This window comes from Leptospira yanagawae serovar Saopaulo str. Sao Paulo = ATCC 700523 (assembly GCF_000332475.2).
Lineage (GTDB): Bacteria > Spirochaetota > Leptospiria > Leptospirales > Leptospiraceae > Leptospira_A > Leptospira_A yanagawae.
Window position 1 is genome coordinate 157706 of sequence record NZ_AOGX02000008.1, and the last position, 16284, is coordinate 173989.

Below are 16284 nucleotides of genomic sequence, written 5' to 3' on the forward strand. Positions count from 1 at the left end.
CTATTTTTACACTTCCTTTGTTCGGAATGTTGTTTGTTACGAACTCTCTTCAAGCTGTCGAAACGCGACTCAAAGATTTGGTGAGAATTGATGCGGTTAGGGAAAACCAACTCACTGGTTTTGGACTTGTGGTGGGTCTAAATGGAACTGGGGATACCAAAAACCCTCTCACCGAAGAAGCCTTACAAAATTATTTAAGTGGTCTCGGTGTGAATACGAAAAAGAACCTCCGTGATGCTAAAAATACAGCATCTGTACTCATCACAGCCAATGTTCCGGTGAATTTAAAAGAAGGTGACAAAATTGATATCGTTGTCTCGTCACTTGGTGATGCAAGGTCTCTCGAAGGGGGGGTGTTACTGCAGTCTCCACTCAAAGCAGCCAATGGGGAAACCATCGCAGTCGCTTCCGGCGTACTTGTGTTTGGTGGCAAAGAGAAAAAACGAGCAGCAGATAAAAAATCTGGATCCAATACAGCGCTGGTTCCAATGGGTGCAATCTTAGAAAAATCAATTCCAAATGCGCCAGTTACAAAATCAGTGAAACTCACTTTACTCGAAAAAGATTATACCACCATGGGTGCGATCGTAGATGCAATTACTGCGGAAATGGCAGTTGTGCCAGAAGTTGTCTCTCCCACAGAAGTCCTTGTGCCATTGCCAACGATGCCATCTGCACAAGGACCCAATGGAGAGTTGGTAACTGGTGCTCCAAAACTTGACCTCAATTTTTTATCGAAATTGGAGAACCTCACTGTCAATTCTTCACCCGTGGCAAGAGTTGTGATCAATGAACGAACCGGGACAATCGTTATGGGAGCAAACATTGCCATCGATGAGGTCGCCATATCCCAACAAGGCCTTACGATCCAAATTGCCAACCGTGACAAAGCACGTTATTTTTTCCCGATCCAAGAGGACGGGAAAGGGGAATCGGTATTCGTTTTGAAAGAGACGACCCAAGTTTCAGATGTGGTAGGAGCCTTAAATAAGGTTGGGGCATCTACAAAAGACATTATCTCCATTTTGGAGGCCTTAAAAAAACAAGGGGCTCTAAAAGCAGATCTTGTGATTCAGTAATTCCAGGATTTGCCGATAGATTTAATAGACATAATATGGACATTCACAAAATCCAAGACTATTCGGGTAGGTTAAGCCGTTCCAATGACGAATCGATTTTAAATAGGATGAAGTCTCTTTCGGTTCCAAAAGAAAAAGAGATACACAAACAGGGAAATTCAGAATTCCAAAACCTACTCGAAACCCATGAAGGACTTATGGGGAAAGTGAGTTCTTCTTCCTTACGCGTTCCACAAAACATCCGTGAGGAGATCACTGCTGATCCTTATCGAAAAAAATTATATGATGCTTCGGTAGAATTTGAATCTGTTTTTGTGAAGATGATGTTAAAGGAAATGAAAAACACCATCCACAAAGAAAAACTCATCGATGGTGGTTATGCAGAGGAAATTTTTGAAGATATGTTATATGATGAATATGCTAAAAATATCTCGCAAAACGAATCCATGGGTCTTGCGGAAGAGATCTACAAACAAATGTCAGCGTCACTTCCACCCGTGAAAAAAAATCCTTACCTTTAAATCCAATCCGAAAAGGATGTTTTCCGAAGTTCATCCTTCCATTTTTCTTCTAACTTGGTTAGGCTATCATTGAGTTTTGGTGATAAACTTGCTCTTTCTTTCGGAGCTCCCAGTTTGAAACTAGAAGTTGATTCATAAACAGAAACCAAATCGATTTGTGCTTTCAGTTTTACTGGTGCAATTCGATTCTCTTCAGTGATTTGGATGAGTTTGGAATCAGTCAGTTTATCTAAAATTTGTGATAATTCTTTTTCGGGTAATAATAATGATTTTCTAAGATGAGTGAGTTTGATGAGTTCACCCTTGTTCTCCTGGTGAGTATAGGTAAGTGTCAAAACTTGTAAGATCTTATAGAACTCATATGATAAAGTAGAATCGATATCATCAAATGGATGTTTGGGTAATAAATATCTGTCTGGAAATTGTAAGGTTGCCGTAACTTCCGCTCCATAAAGGATGATGAGTGAAATGGAATAAATCGCTAATAAGGCAATGGGAATGGCAGCAAGTGCTTTATAAACCAACATCGTTTTTTCGGTAAAGGAAGTTAGGTAGATATTGATAAATCCCCAAAAGAAAAGTATCAAGATAAACCCGGTGACAGCTGCTCCAATGGAAGAAGCCTTTAGTGGCACTTTTGTATTGGGGATGATATTAAAGATCAGTAAAAAAAATAACCACAAAGATAATAAAGGTAACAAAAATTGGAAGATGGAATATAGGGAAAAAAAACGTTTCCCACCTTGGTATTTTTTCCAAATTGTTTCACCTTTACTATTTTCTTCTACACGGATGATTTTGTTAAATTCTCCAACGCCAACAATTCCTAACATCCCTTCGTTTGGACTTTCCGCTTCATTTTGATTTTCGATTTCAATCGGAGAATCCGTTGTGAGATTACCTAATGTGGTTGTATCCGTTTGGTTTTTTGTTTGGCTCCCATCCGTTTCTACGAGTGATTTTTTCTTGGAAAGCAGGAGCATGTCCAAAATCATTCCAGCTTTTCCTTTGTAAGCGATAGACCAATTTTCACCCTCGTCTTCTGAAAGTAAAATATCACCAAGAGATGTTAACACAAAGATATCATAGTCTTGTTTTTTGGGAGAAGCAAATACCCAAACACGTTCGTAGGAATACTTTCTGTGGCTTAGGTCTGCCCACGTATAACCGCCGTCAGTTGTTTTGTAAATGGCTCCACTATCGCCAACTAAAAATCCAATATTGCGATTTAAAAAGGAAATGTCATTGAGAGGTTTTCTGGAAATTTCTTGAGGGAAAAAACTAATCCCCCCATCACTTGTTTTCCATAACCTTCCTTCTCGGTCTAAAATGAAACCATCTTTGTCAGAGAAAAATCGAACCCGAATCGGAGTGATCCCATCATCATGGAATCGTTTGATTTCTTTGAATGGTTTTCCAAGGTCATAACGTAACGTACTAGTGTCCTTTGTTAGTATGAAAAGTGTATCATAGTCAATGGCACCAAAATCCGATACATTGATTCCCTTTAATGAGTGAACCTTCCAAGTGTTTCCAAGGTCATTTGAATATAAAAAAGTTCCTTCTTCGGAAATTGTAAATAAATCATTCCCTACGCTGCGAATCCGAAAGAAATTTTCCTTCCTAATATTAGGTTTTTTGCATGTACCGGTTTCGACTGTTTCCATATCGATGCATAACATATTTTCGAAATCGATACTGGATTCCGGGATGAAGGAAATGGATTGGTTTAACTCCTTCATCATCCCAATATTGCCTTTTTCGCCAGCGACCCAAAGTTCACCATGTTTTGTGGAAACAATCGACTTTAAGTGGGGAGGGCGTACAGAATCGGAAATGGTATCAGTGATATTTTTCCCAACCACAAATAAAAGTGGCCCAAAGGAGATCAGGAAAAAATAAAATACAAATTTATTAATAAAACTACGGTGTAGGTCAATCTGCCAAATGATATGGAATGCTTTCTCTAACGAACGTAAAACGGCAGTGGCCGAAAAGATAAAAACTACAAATCCTACGGCACCAATCTGTGTGGCTGTGGAAATGATATCAGATAATGTTTCTAAATAGGGAGTGATGTCAAATTGGATATTGTTACGAAGGAGATAAGAGTTGATTTCATCTACCATTTCCCCTTGCCTTGTGTGGATGCCAGATGCAACGGTAATCAAAGCAAGTGCAACGGTTAGAGTTGGAATGAGGGTAACGATCGTTGTATACGCAAGGCTTGATCCAATAATGAGGCAATCATCTTTCATGAAACGATGAACAGAAACGAGTAAAACCCTGATTCCCAGTATGATTTTTCGTTTCCATCCAGGCCCTTCTGGGATAGTTGTCAACCGAACAAGGATTGGGGTTTTTATCGCTTCGCTCATAATCGTTCCTATTTTTTAAATGCGTACAAAACGTAACTTGAGGTGAGAGGAAATCCCTTTCGTTTCCACTTGGAACGAAAATGGTAATAACTAATCCGAAACCATTGAAGGTAGTCCGTCCAATTTTGGAAAGACCCTCTCACTTTTTTCAGTTTTGCCACCAATGGGAAATCCACACCGAAGTAAGATACGAAACTCCCAAATCCAAACCCAGTCAATATTTTTTTTAACAATCCATCCGAGTAATAAAAAACATGGCCAGGCATATAATAATGGTAGGCACTGCCTTCTTCTTTTGCCTGCCAACCTTCAAAATTGGCTGTCTGCAGAAGGAGTAAGCCACCTGGCTTTAAAATGCGAGTTAACTCTTTAAAAAAACGATTTGGATTTTCAATGTGTTCGATGACCTCCACAAGAGTGATCACATCGAAACAAGCAGAAGGAAACTTAGCATCATACAGATTTCCATTGAAGGTTGGGATATTGTTTTGGTTGGCAAAATTTGCTGCATACTCCGAAACTTCTACTCCTTGGATCGTATAACCTTCTTCTTTTGCGACTTCAAGGAAACCACCAAAGGATGATCCTATATCTAAAAAATGGCCATACTTCACAAACCGTTTGATGTTTTGGATCCGCGCTTTCCAGACGTGGCGGAAAAAAGGTTTGGATGCCCTTTCGTCAATGTATGAATACTCTGCTTTGCCTTGGTAGTATTCTTTGGAATATAGTTCACTTTGGTTGGGTCTTGGGGAAAGGGCTTGGAGTTTGCATGTTTGGCAAACTGCTATTTGTAATCCTTTGTAATGGCCAGTGGATTCGTACAAAAACCTCCAATCACAAACCTTTTCTAAGGGACATTCGTCGCGTAAGGAATCAAAAGCTGTCATTATTTTTTAGCGAGGAAAAACCAATGGCAAATCCTTTCATTTAGTTTGCCCAGCGGAGTCCTTTCTGAATAGCCAATGGATACTTCGGAAAAAGGAGATAAGAATTCTTTTAGTTCCGATAAAGAATAAGTTTCCGCATAACCTCCGCTAAGATCCGTTAGGTTCATCTTTCCTGCCTTTAGTCCCAAGTGAGTATCACCTTCAGCACGGATGGAACCGACTAGGTATCCATCTTTTGCCATCGCATTCAGAAGTGATTGGAGTAAAGTTTTTGCATCTTCCCGTTTGTTGTAATGGAAAACTCCCCAACTCACAATCAAACCAAAGGTATTGGGTAAAAAAGGAAGTTCGTGACTGGGTGTGTGGAGGAAACGAATTTTCTCCGTTTCTTTTTGTAATGAGTCAATTGTAGTTTTTGCGTTGTCACAGGCAGTGACAGAAAATCCCGCATTTTGGAGTAAATAGGAATGCCTACCGGATCCACATCCAAAATCCAAAGCATTTTGGTTAGGTGGATCAATTTTGGAAAGTAAACGCACCAAATTTTCATCAGGAAAATTTAACTTTGACTTTGGCCTTTCGTAATGAGTATCCCAAACGTTTTTCATGATTCCAATCGGAGTAAAATAGTCTCTAACCAATCTTTGGCGGGAATTGTTTGTTTTGTGTTTATTCCCATAACAGACGTTCGCTTGTGGTTTCCTTCTCGTTTTTCTAAACTAACACCTGTTTCAATCAATTGTTTTTTAAAAAATACAGATTCTAATGGTTTGGGAGCGAAGGAAACCATTTCTCCCATTTTTTTTTGTTTGGAACCAGGCAGTGTAAAGACAATTGCGGAATGTGTGAATCCATTTTTGGATTGTTTCAAAAATTCTGGTCTAGTTTTCTCTCCAATGGTAACCGAAAGCAGATCTTTGAAATAGTCATAACCATAGTGGTTTGGCAGTAATTGGTCCGCTAAAAATTCCCCACCCACTTCAGGTGCCGCTTCCATCAAAATACATTCTTTATTTTTGGTGATTTTGAATTCGGCTACAAATGGTCCTGTTTTCAATTTGGTGGAAGTGACGATGCTTTGGCAGATCATTTTCAACTCACCCGCCATACTGATATGGATAGAAGGGGCAATGTGTGCCATTTCAATGAATTCGGGGATGCCCGTTGTGATTTTGTCTGTGACAGAGATCAAATAAAATCGTTTGGAGATTACAAATCCAAGAACAGTCACTTCATCACCTGGAGTAAAGCTCTCAAGTAAAAAGGATTCATTGGATTTGAGTTTGGTGAATTTTTTGAATTCCGTTTCGGATTCTAAAACAGTGATTCCCTTTTTGCCAGAGCCTTCTTTGGGTTTGGCGATGATGGGAAACGTTAAGTCTAACTTTTTATCTTTGGCTTTTACGGATGGGGCAGTGGTAACACCCGTTGGAACTGGGATCCCATATTTGGAAACAGTTTGTTTGCATTTCTCTTTGTCTAAAAAAAGATTTGTGCTTTCTCTTGGATTACCGCGTAATTTGAATTTTTCCGCTAAGTAAGAAACAGTAAATACAGCTTTTCCATATGACCTCGAACCCACCCCAAGTAACTTATAGGGTAAGGGAACCTTACTCATTGCATGTAAGATTTTACGGTATTCATGAGTAGATTCTAATATCTTAATGTCACATTCATTTAAGCCAGGTGCCATGGGATTTGTATCCACAGCAATGACTTTAAGACCTCTCAGTTTCGCAGCTCGAATGAGAGGGATTTGGTTCTCTCCCGCTCCAATGGAGAGATAACTTCCGTTCAATTGTTTCATTTATGACCCGCGGGAACCACCTCGGCGTTGGACTCCTGTATTGCCACCACCAGAAGTTTGGTTACGTCCAAACGTTGGTTTTGCCACAGCAGGACTTCCTTTTTTCTTTTGTGCTTCGTTTTGCGCTTTGGTCAGTTCTTCTTGGTTGACAACAACGATCTTTTTGCCTTCCAATTCCTTTCCGTTGAGACTTGCGATGGCTTTTTCCGCGTCGGCATCTGCCATTTCAGCAGTTCCATACCCAAGCGAAACCTTTGTGAGTTTGTCTCGTTTGATCTGCAGGTGTTCCACCTTTCCATACGCGGAAAGAAGTTTCTCGAGGGCATCGTCCGTAAGGGTCTGAGGGAGGTTTCCGATAGATAACTTCATGTCCTTCTTTTTTCTAAAAAATTCTCCAAAACTTCAACTCTTTTTTGACTATGTCGCATTTTCTCTTGTGGAATTGGCGGATTTGGTCGATTGGAATCTTAGGTAGGGATTTATGTTACGAGGATTGTATACAGGTGCAAACGGGATGATTTCCCAACAAGTGCGTATGGATGTGGTAGCCAATAATTTGGCCAATGTGGACAAAACTGCCTTCAAAAAAGATACCACTGTCTTCAAAACTTTCCCAGAAATGTTACTCCACCGTTACTCTGAAGATGGAATCGGGAAAACCCCGATGGGTTCCTTTGATACTTCCCCTGTCGTCGGTAAACTAGGGTTTGGTGCTGAAGTGAACGAAGTGTACACTCGTTTTGAACAAGGTGCTGTAAAGAAAACTGACAATATCTTTGATTTAATGGTCCAAGACCAACCTGGGATGGAAAAACCTGCTTTTTTTTCGGTCCTTACCAATCGCGGAGAACGCCTCACGAGGAGCGGAAACTTTGTTTTGGATAAAAATGGATTCGTTGTGACCCCACAAGGGTTTCCACTCCTTGGTGAAAAAGGTCCCATCCAAGTGAACCAAGGGAATTTCCTTGTAAAAGAAAATGGCGAAATTTATATCAATGCAAAATTGGGAACAGCTCCAAAAGATGGAACCAATTTTAGCGAAAATCGTTTCGAAGAACCAGTGTTACTTGATCGATTAAAAATTCGAACTGTTGAAAACCCAAGACATCTCGACAAAGAAGGGGATTCTTTTTATTCTGATACTCCTGAATCGGGTGAACCCACAGCCTTTCCAGAACTCCTTGCCCCCCAAGTTTTACAAGGCTATCTGGAAGCCTCGAATGTATCAGTTGTGACAGAGATGGTAGATATGATTGAAGTGAACCGGGCCTACGAAGCCAATTCCAAAACCATGCAAACACAAGATAGTTTACTCGGTCGTTTATTCGAAATTATGCGGTAGAGTAAATATCCTAGATACATTCCGCACAACTCCTTCCCTCTGAGCTGTTACTAATCTATCCATTCCAACAGCCTGAATGGATTTAATGAATGACAGCTCATTCAAATAGAGTTGTGAGTATGTGGGTTTTATATAACAGTAAGCACTAAAAGCACTTTTTAATAATCTCTGATTACCTTCAGCAACTTGATTGTGAATGGAAAATTTACTCCAACGATTCTTTGCGAACTTATACCTTTTGTCCTTACTATGAGCCTGATGATTTACAGTCCTATGCTTTTTATAAATACCCCATAACCAAGGATACCCTTCATCTGAAAATAGTGGAGACTCATAGGGAACAGTTTTGCGGAGTAAGGTTCCTAATGTATTAGCCTTTTGATCTGGAACTGAATCAAAAAATACACAACCATTCATAGTGGCTATAGTGCTTACTAAAATTCCTACCTGCCTACCACCAACTGAATCACTTTGATAGATACTAGCTGTGAGACCACCGTGGCGAAACCTTTTCCGATGTTGATTACTCCTCTGAGAGGCAGAATATAATACTGCGGTATCTGTATGTGGTATTTTTCTATAAAGTTTTTTGCCTAAGTGCTTTTTTACGTCCTTACCATCTTCTAATTTTGGAAGAGTAACATCTTTGAAAGTATCTTTGAGATCATTGTAATATAATTTCCTTAAAACCTCTACCTGATGGCTAGAAAACACCTGAATTCGTTGCTTCAAAAGCCTTGCGGACTTGTAGGATATACTTAACCTTTTGCTAATTTCTATTGAAGTGATTACCTTGGGAAATTGAAGGATGGATTCTTCTAAAATATACCCAAACATCCAAATTGGTAACTTGAAGTGGTGGAGTGGTGTATATGATAGCCTTGAGACTTGGTTGTGACAGTTTTTATTCCCACATCTTACAAGGTCTGGACGATTCTTAACACCTTTGGAAAGGATAACATTGCACTTGGGGCAGTACTTAGGGTAGAGATCATAGAGGATTTTATATGTGAGTTTCTGGAACTTCTCTGTATGGATTCCCGAAGTGCTTTTATACTTATATTCCTTAAAAGTATCTGCTTCTATAAAAATATCATCTGTAAGGTTCTCAAATAAATGATCCTTAGAGTGGTGATTGTTTTCCCCTTCTAAATGTATCTCTGAGCTAGAAGGTTGAGGAACGTAAGCACCTTCGCTTGTAGTCTTTGAGGTAGCAGGTGTAATCTTACCCTTTGAGGATATTTTGGGTGATACTTTCTTAGTCCTTAAAGTAGGTTTGTTATGGTGTATTTGCTTCGAGGATACCTTTGTAGAGGCTGTAGTTCTTTGGGAAAGGGTAGGAGAAGGGGATACGTTCGGAGAGTCTAATTTTGAGTCACAGGTGTTAGGTTTTATGGAAAAACCTGTTGATTTGTGCGAATTAGTATTGAGAGATTAGAGTAAGAAAAAGATTCAATCATTGAATGATAGCAGATACTGAAAATTTACAAACTTAAAAAATGATTGCTGAATGTAATCTACTTTTAATTCTTTTTGTCTGCAGCATTTTCTAGCATCTTGACAATCTCGATGTGACCTTTCTTTTTCGCGTGATCTAAAGCTGTATTGCCAAAATTATCGATAAGGTCAATTTTCGCATTTGCATCTAAAAGAAGTTTCACAATCTCTAAATTGCCTCGACTTGAAGCATACATGATTGCGGTGATGCCATTGGTCGTTTTAACATTTACGTCAGCTTTTGAATTGATTAGGAGCCTAACAATTTCAACTTGCTCTCTTTGTACTGAAAAAATTAATGCGGTTGAACCTTCGATATATTTTACATGAATGTCAGCTTTCGCTTCAATCAAGGTCCGGGCAATCTCTGTATCATTTGGATGGTTTGCAATTGACATCAAGGCAGTAAATCCAAAGCCATCCTTCTCATTAACATTCACATTTGATTTTACCAACGATTGAATTGTTTCTAGATCTCCATTGAGTGCTGCCTCAGTTAACATTGCTGTGTTTCTTCGTTCTAAAGTAGAATACTTTGGTATCGGAAGTTTCGAAGTTGGATCGTTAGTTCCCTTAATGCATATAACTGCAAGCGAATCAGTTTTTTTGCCTGATCCTGAACCACCGTTATCGAAATTGATATACAAATAGGAGTTGCGATTTTCGTCAATTGGAGAAGAGGACCAATAGTAATTAGATACTTCTAGCCAATTTTTGTGTTTGCCTGATTGATAAGCTTTTTCCAATTCAAAAATGCTTGGTAAATGCATGCCGATGAGTTTGCACTCATTTTTTGCATCATCAATGGTATGGTTTCCCAAATAAGCAAACCTAGAGTTATTTTTAAAAGTCAAAATCGGTTGGCTTAGAATTTCAAAATTCAATAGGATTAGTATTATTTGGATTGTGTATCTCATATATTGACAATATCGTATGAATCCTTTCATCTATTTTTATTTTTGAAAATCATTTCAAATCAGTCGATGTATCTTTTCGATACTGTTTCGAGATTGTATATTAAAAAAGATACGATTTCTGGAATCCGAAACATAAACATACGTATGAAACCGATCTAACTCCTTGTCCCTCCATCAATTCGATATACCGATCCCGTAATGAAACTAGAGGCATCCGATGCTAAAAAAGCAATCAGGTTTGCCACTTCTGTTGGTTTTCCTAATCTTCCCATTGGGATATTTTTTTCCATGGTTGTTTTTCCTCTATCACCAGCCACATCCAGTATCGCTGTTTCAGTCCATCCAGGACAGACCGCATTGATCCGCACGCCATACTTCGCAACTTCTAAAGCTCCGGTGGTACTAAGTTCAATCACACCGGCTTTCGCCACACAATATGGTCCAAGGGAAGGGGAGGCACCAAGGCCTGCAATGGAAGCTACATTGACAATGGAACCTCCCTTTCTGTCATCAAGCATGTGTTTTGTGGCATATTTTTGACACCAGAAGACACTTGTTAAATCCATAAGAATCAGTTTGTTCCAAACTTCTGTTGTTACCTTATGCATAAAAGTTGGTTTATTTGCTATGCCCGCATTGTTTACCATTATATCCAATCGTTTGTTTTGTTTTTGAAAGGTATTTGTGAGTTGGATGATTTCCTCTTCCTTCGTGACATCACATTTAACAAAAAGTGCATTGCCACCAAAGTTTTGGATTTCTTCCACAACTAAATTTCCTTCTTCTTCTTTGATGTCAGAAACAATGACGGTTGCACCTTGTTTTGCAAGTAACACACTGGTTTCCTTTCCAATGCCGAGTGCTCCACCGGTGACGATCGCATTTTTACCTTTTAAACTCAATTCCATATAGGCAAATTGTGAAAGTTCCAAATCTTAGACAATCGAATTAATTTCTCTGTTAGTTGAAAAGTGGACTGACCGGTCTCCTTTGGTAATGCAAGGAATTGAATGGATAGGGTAAAGGTTTCGAATCAAAAGAGAAAGGTCTATCGTAGTTTTTGAATATGGGTTCTATCGATTCCTCCAAACCAAAGGATAACTGAGGATCATTGGTTGGAAGGGATTGAAAAGAAAAATGGTCCAATTCCATAGCGAATCTCATTACTTTTTTTTCACAAACAACTCCAATTTCAAGTTCTCAATTGGGAAAAGTACGGGGATACCCTGAACTCATTTTTTAAAGTAAGGAATTACTTCCTTTTCATTTCCAATCCTTGTCCAAATATGGAGTGGGTTTTCTAACGTAGTTTGGAGAACAGAGTTTTTAATTCAATGATGGAATTCTTACAAAACTTTTTTATATTCAATCCATCCCAGGTATATTTTGTAACGGGAACGTATAATGGGTGGTTGGTTTTATTATCCATTTTTATATCGATTCTTGCATCTTGGATTTCTTTGTATTTATTGAATCGATTTTCTGAAGTTGGGAGTTCTCTTTCTAGATTTGCTATTTTGTTTACAGCAAGTTTATCACTTTGTGGAGCCGTATGGTCTATGCACTTCATTGGGATGATGTCCTTTGAGTTGTGTACGACTGTTACTTATAATAAACTCATTACAAGTTTGTCCATTTTACCAAGTTTTTTCGCTTCTTTTTTTGCTTTAAGAACGCTTAGTAAAAAACAAATTACAAAATTGGAATTAGTTTCGATTGGCGTGGTTGTTGGCGCAGGCATAGGTTTTATGCACTATATGGGAATGTCTGCAATGCAAATGAAACCCAAGTTATTGTATGATCCGATCTTGTTTTTTGTTTCCCTAGTAGTGGCAATTTCACTTGCGATTGTATCGATTCTAATCCAATTTCGATTGAAGAGTAACGTTTGGAAGATTCGTCCACTTTACCTAACATTATTTAGTGGCATTGTAATGGGTTCTGCCATATCAGGTATGCATTATACTGGTATGGCTGCGGCTCGGTTTGTTGTTCCGATTGGAACTGAGCTCGACAACTCCACCACTGACCAAATATTTTTAGCCTTCCTTGTTGGATTTGGCAGTTTGTTTGTGATTGGGTCTGCCGTAGTTACAATCGCCTTCATTAGTTATAAAGATTTATTCCAGAATTTATTAAAAAGTGAATCTAGATTAAGAGCCATCATTGAAACAGCTGCAGATGCGATTGTGATGATTGATACGAAAGGGATCATCCAGGAATTTAACGTAACAGCTGAAAAAATGTTTGGATGGAGTGCCAAAGAAATCATTGGCCAAAACGTAAAGATACTGATGCCAAGTCCTTTCCAAGAAGAACACGATGGTTATTTATCGAATTATTTAAATACTGGAGAGGCAAAAATCATTGGTATCGGAAGGGAAACGATCGCAAAAAGAAAAGATGGATCTACCTTTCCCATTCGACTTGCTATCGGCCATACCAAACTACCACAAGATGATATCTTTGTTGGACTTATCAGTGATATTTCAGAAAGAATTTTGATTGAACATGCACTAAAGGATAATGAAGAACAACTTAGATCTTTTATCCAAAACATTCCAGGTGTAGTTTACCGTTGTTTGCTTGATGAATATTGGTCTTCCATCTTTTTAAGTGATGCGATAGAACTATTGTCTGGATACCCTGCCAAAGATTTTTTAGAACCCAATCGAATACGAAACTTTTCCGACATCATATACCCAGAAGATAGAGAACATGTTGCCAATACCATTCAAAATGCGATTGATACGGCTGATACTTTTGTTTTGAATTATCGGATCCAACATCGAAATGGGGAAATTCGTTGGGTATTAGAATATGGTGGAATCGTGTATGACGAAAACAAAAAGGTAAAGTTTTTGGATGGCGTTATTTTAGACAATACAGATCGCCGTCGGATTGAAGAAGCTTTAATAGAATCGAAAGAGAAAGCAGAGATGGCATCGATCACCAAAACAACGTTTTTGGCCAATATGAGTCATGAAATTAGAACTCCGATGAATGCCATCATTGGTTTTACGGAAGTTTTACTCACAGATTCTCTTTCTGTCACACACCGCAAACACCTAGAAACCATTCGAAATTCTGCCAAATCTTTGTTACGACTACTGAATGATATATTGAATTCTGCCAAACTGGATCGAGGTGCAGTAGAACTGGAGATGGTTGACTTCTCACTGATTTCACTAGTTGACCAAGTATCTTCTACTCTCGGTATGGAAGCAAAACGAAAAGGCCTTAGTTTTATTACTGAATATTCTGAAAATTTGGGTGATGATTACAAAGGTGATAGTTTAAGGATTCGACAAATCTTAACCAATTTAATTGGAAACGCAATTAAATTTACAAAAGAAGGTACAATTCGATTGTCAATAAAGCCTAACGATGATTTGGTGGAGTTTCATATCCAAGATACAGGGATAGGAATTGCTCCTGATCGTTTGGATAAAATATTTGAACCCTTTACTCAGGCAGATGTTTCCATGAGTCGAAGATTTGGTGGAACAGGCCTTGGAACCACCATCTCCAAACAACTGGTTGAATTGATGGGTGGTAAGATTTGGGTCGAAAGTAAACTCGGTGAAGGTAGTGATTTTTATTTCACATTACCATTAGCAAAGGGGAAAGTCACAACAGAAATTACGGGAATATCCATTTTACCTTTGCCTAAGTTAAAAGTTCTGATAGCAGATGATGTCAAACAGAATGTGGAACTCGTTCAAATCTTAATGGAAACCAATGGACATCATGTTACAATTGCAAATAACGGTCGTGAAGCGGTTGATCGTTTCCAAGAACAGGCATTTGATTTGGTTTTGATGGATATACAAATGCCAGAAATGGATGGACTTGAGGCTACAAAACAGATTCGCATTGCAGAATCAAAAGAGAAAAGGAAACGAACTCCAATCCTTGCCTTATCTGCTAGTGTGTTTGAAGAAGACAAAGTACAGGCCAAAGAGGCAGGTATGGATGGATTTGTTTCCAAACCAATTGATGTAGATGAGTTGTTCCAAGAAATTGCAAAGTGGTTTTCTAGATCCAATCCAAATCGTAATGACGTTCTTCATGATTCTGGAGCTGATATAAAGAAAAGTTTAGATCATTCATTTTTATCAAGTGAAACCCATGAAAGTTCTCCCGTATTCAATTGGAAACGTGGGGTTCAAATTTATGGATCTGAATTGGTGTACATACATGCTGTGAAAGAATACATCGATGCCCAGCGATTGTGGTTTTCTGAATCAAATCCGGAAGGCATTACTTCGGAAACTGCGAAACAACTCCTTCACAAGTGGAAGGGTGCATCTTCTAATTTAGGGATCCAACCACTTTCCCAGATTTTACAGAATTGGGAAAACAGAGAAACAAACCTTCATTTCACACAAAGTGATTGGAAGGAAATGTTGCAGGCATTAGGCTCTCTTTCTATCCTAGCCAACGAAAGGTTGCGTGGTTTGGAAGGTCAAATGGGCAATGAAAAAGAAAGTAAAAACAAAATCGATGGCTCTAAAGTAGTTTTGGAAGAAAAGGAGAGTTTGGTTTCAGTGAATTCATCTATTACTTTATCAGATAAGAGAACCAATATAGAAGCCATGATCTTATCCTTTCAAAAGGGGAACCTAAACCAATTGGGATGGAAGGAATTGGAAACTTGGATGGGTCAAAGCGAATTTAAAGAAGAATCGTTTCAATTGCAAAAGGCAATAGAACAATTTGATTTTGATCGAGCCATTCAAATTTTAGAAAAACTGAATACACAGATAGGAGCCGATCAAACGTGATACCCAATGATAAAGCAAAAATTTTAATCATCGATGATGAGCCGACTAATTTACAAATCTTAAATGAAATTTTAAAAAACGATTATACATTGTTCTTTGCGAAGGATGCTGGTAAGGGTTGGGAACTTGCTTTAAACGAAAAACCCAATTTGATTTTATTAGATGTGATGATGCCAGAGATAACAGGTTATGATTTCTGCCAGAGATTAAAAACAAAAGATATCACAAAGTTTATTCCAGTTATCTTTGTGACTGCTTTGACAGATGTGGGTGATGAAGAAAAAGGATTTTCTCTTGGTGCTGTTGATTACATCACAAAGCCTGTGAGCCCTGCAATTGTGAAAGCAAGAGTCAAAACTCATTTGTCGTTAGTCAATAGCGAAGAGGTCAAAATCACAAGATTACAAATCATCCAACGTTTGGGTATGGCTTCGGAATACAAGGACAATGAAACTGGGATGCATGTCATTCGAATGAGTCATTATTCAAAAACCCTAGCCCTTGCGATCGGTTATAGTGAAGAAGGTGCAGATGAAATTTTAAATGCAGCACCTATGCATGATGTAGGTAAAATAGGAATCCCTGATTCGATCATTCAAAAACCTGGCAAACTCACGGATGAAGAATGGCAGATCATGAAACGCCATCCGGAAATAGGCGCAGAAATTATAGGGGACCACCATTCCAGTTTATTACGTTTGGCAAAGTCAATAGCTCTCACTCACCATGAAAAGTATGATGGGACTGGTTATCCGAATCACCTAAAAGGAGAAAACATTCCACTTGAAGGAAGGATCATAGCCATTGCAGATGTGTTTGATGCTTTAATGACTGTTAGGCCGTATAAAAAAGCATGGGAAGTAGACGATGCGCTAGCCTATTTAAAAAAAGAATCTGGCACCCATTTTGACCCAAAACTTGTAACAGAATTTTTAAATGTATTACCAAAAGTTTTAGAAATCAAAAAAGAATGGCCAGAAGAGATGGAAAGATCTTAATCTAATTCTCAATCGTAGAATATTTTTATTGAATTTTACAAACGAAATTGGTTCATCTGTCGCAACGA

The 16284-nt window shown here is 38.6% G+C and carries 13 protein-coding genes; 5 read left to right on the forward strand and 8 right to left on the reverse strand.

The window, feature by feature from the left end:
* Positions 1–26 precede the first annotated feature (26 nt).
* Entirely contained in the window at positions 27–1079 is a 1053-nt protein-coding gene (locus tag LEP1GSC202_RS01245; protein ID WP_039927868.1) for a flagellar basal body P-ring protein FlgI, read from the forward strand.
* Positions 1080–1114: 35 nt separating this feature from the next.
* The gene (locus tag LEP1GSC202_RS01250; RefSeq protein WP_015675781.1) at positions 1115–1600 is read left to right on the forward strand and encodes a rod-binding protein; all 486 of its coding nucleotides are present in this window, start codon (positions 1115–1117) and stop codon (positions 1598–1600) included.
* Here the strand turns inward: LEP1GSC202_RS01250 and LEP1GSC202_RS01255 are convergent.
* The 5 genes from LEP1GSC202_RS01255 to LEP1GSC202_RS01275 are packed head-to-tail and all read right to left on the reverse strand — an operon-like array spanning position 1597 to position 7044.
* A complete protein-coding gene (locus LEP1GSC202_RS01255; protein WP_015675894.1) occupies positions 1597–3978 on the reverse strand; it encodes a YhjD/YihY/BrkB family envelope integrity protein in 2382 nt (793 codons plus the stop codon). The two genes, LEP1GSC202_RS01250 and LEP1GSC202_RS01255, sit on opposite strands and share 4 nt — an antisense overlap.
* Positions 3979–3986: 8 nt before the next feature.
* Positions 3987–4868, reverse strand: coding sequence for a class I SAM-dependent methyltransferase (locus LEP1GSC202_RS01260; RefSeq protein ID WP_015675722.1), 882 nt, complete (start codon positions 4866–4868; stop codon positions 3987–3989).
* Positions 4868–5476, reverse strand: coding sequence for a class I SAM-dependent methyltransferase (locus LEP1GSC202_RS01265; RefSeq protein ID WP_015675834.1), 609 nt, complete (start codon positions 5474–5476; stop codon positions 4868–4870). Before LEP1GSC202_RS01265 ends, LEP1GSC202_RS01260 begins: the two co-directional genes overlap by 1 nt.
* Complete coding sequence (locus LEP1GSC202_RS01270) at positions 5473–6675, reverse strand: ATP-grasp domain-containing protein (protein ID WP_015675764.1); 1203 nt, start codon at positions 6673–6675, stop codon at positions 5473–5475. Before LEP1GSC202_RS01270 ends, LEP1GSC202_RS01265 begins: the two co-directional genes overlap by 4 nt.
* A complete protein-coding gene (locus LEP1GSC202_RS01275) occupies positions 6676–7044 on the reverse strand; it encodes an RNA recognition motif domain-containing protein (protein ID WP_015676002.1) in 369 nt (122 codons plus the stop codon).
* A 112-nt stretch (positions 7045–7156) separates the two neighbouring features.
* Between LEP1GSC202_RS01275 and LEP1GSC202_RS01280 the strand changes: the two genes are divergently transcribed.
* Positions 7157–8017 (forward strand): flagellar hook-basal body protein, encoded by an 861-nt coding sequence (locus LEP1GSC202_RS01280; protein WP_015675797.1) that lies wholly within the window; start codon positions 7157–7159, stop codon positions 8015–8017.
* On the opposite strand, the gene LEP1GSC202_RS01285 is transcribed toward LEP1GSC202_RS01280, so the two are convergent.
* The 3 genes from LEP1GSC202_RS01285 to LEP1GSC202_RS01300 form a co-directional block, all read right to left on the reverse strand.
* Entirely contained in the window at positions 7997–8854 is an 858-nt protein-coding gene (locus tag LEP1GSC202_RS01285) for a transposase (protein ID WP_015675946.1), read from the reverse strand. The genes LEP1GSC202_RS01280 and LEP1GSC202_RS01285 overlap by 21 nt on opposite strands.
* A gap of 686 nt (positions 8855–9540) precedes the next feature.
* Complete coding sequence (locus LEP1GSC202_RS19400) at positions 9541–10398, reverse strand: ankyrin repeat domain-containing protein (protein ID WP_167321691.1); 858 nt, start codon at positions 10396–10398, stop codon at positions 9541–9543.
* Between the two features lie 188 nt (positions 10399–10586).
* Positions 10587–11339, reverse strand: a complete 753-nt coding sequence (locus LEP1GSC202_RS01300) for an SDR family NAD(P)-dependent oxidoreductase (RefSeq protein WP_039927819.1) — start codon at positions 11337–11339, stop codon at positions 10587–10589.
* Between the two features lie 426 nt (positions 11340–11765).
* Between LEP1GSC202_RS01300 and LEP1GSC202_RS01310 the strand changes: the two genes are divergently transcribed.
* On the forward strand, positions 11766–15218 hold the full coding sequence (locus LEP1GSC202_RS01310) for a PAS domain S-box protein (RefSeq protein ID WP_039927820.1): 3453 nt from the start codon (positions 11766–11768) through the stop codon (positions 15216–15218).
* Complete coding sequence (locus LEP1GSC202_RS01315) at positions 15215–16216, forward strand: response regulator (protein ID WP_015675729.1); 1002 nt, start codon at positions 15215–15217, stop codon at positions 16214–16216. Before LEP1GSC202_RS01310 ends, LEP1GSC202_RS01315 begins: the two co-directional genes overlap by 4 nt.
* Positions 16217–16284: the final 68 nt, after the last annotated feature.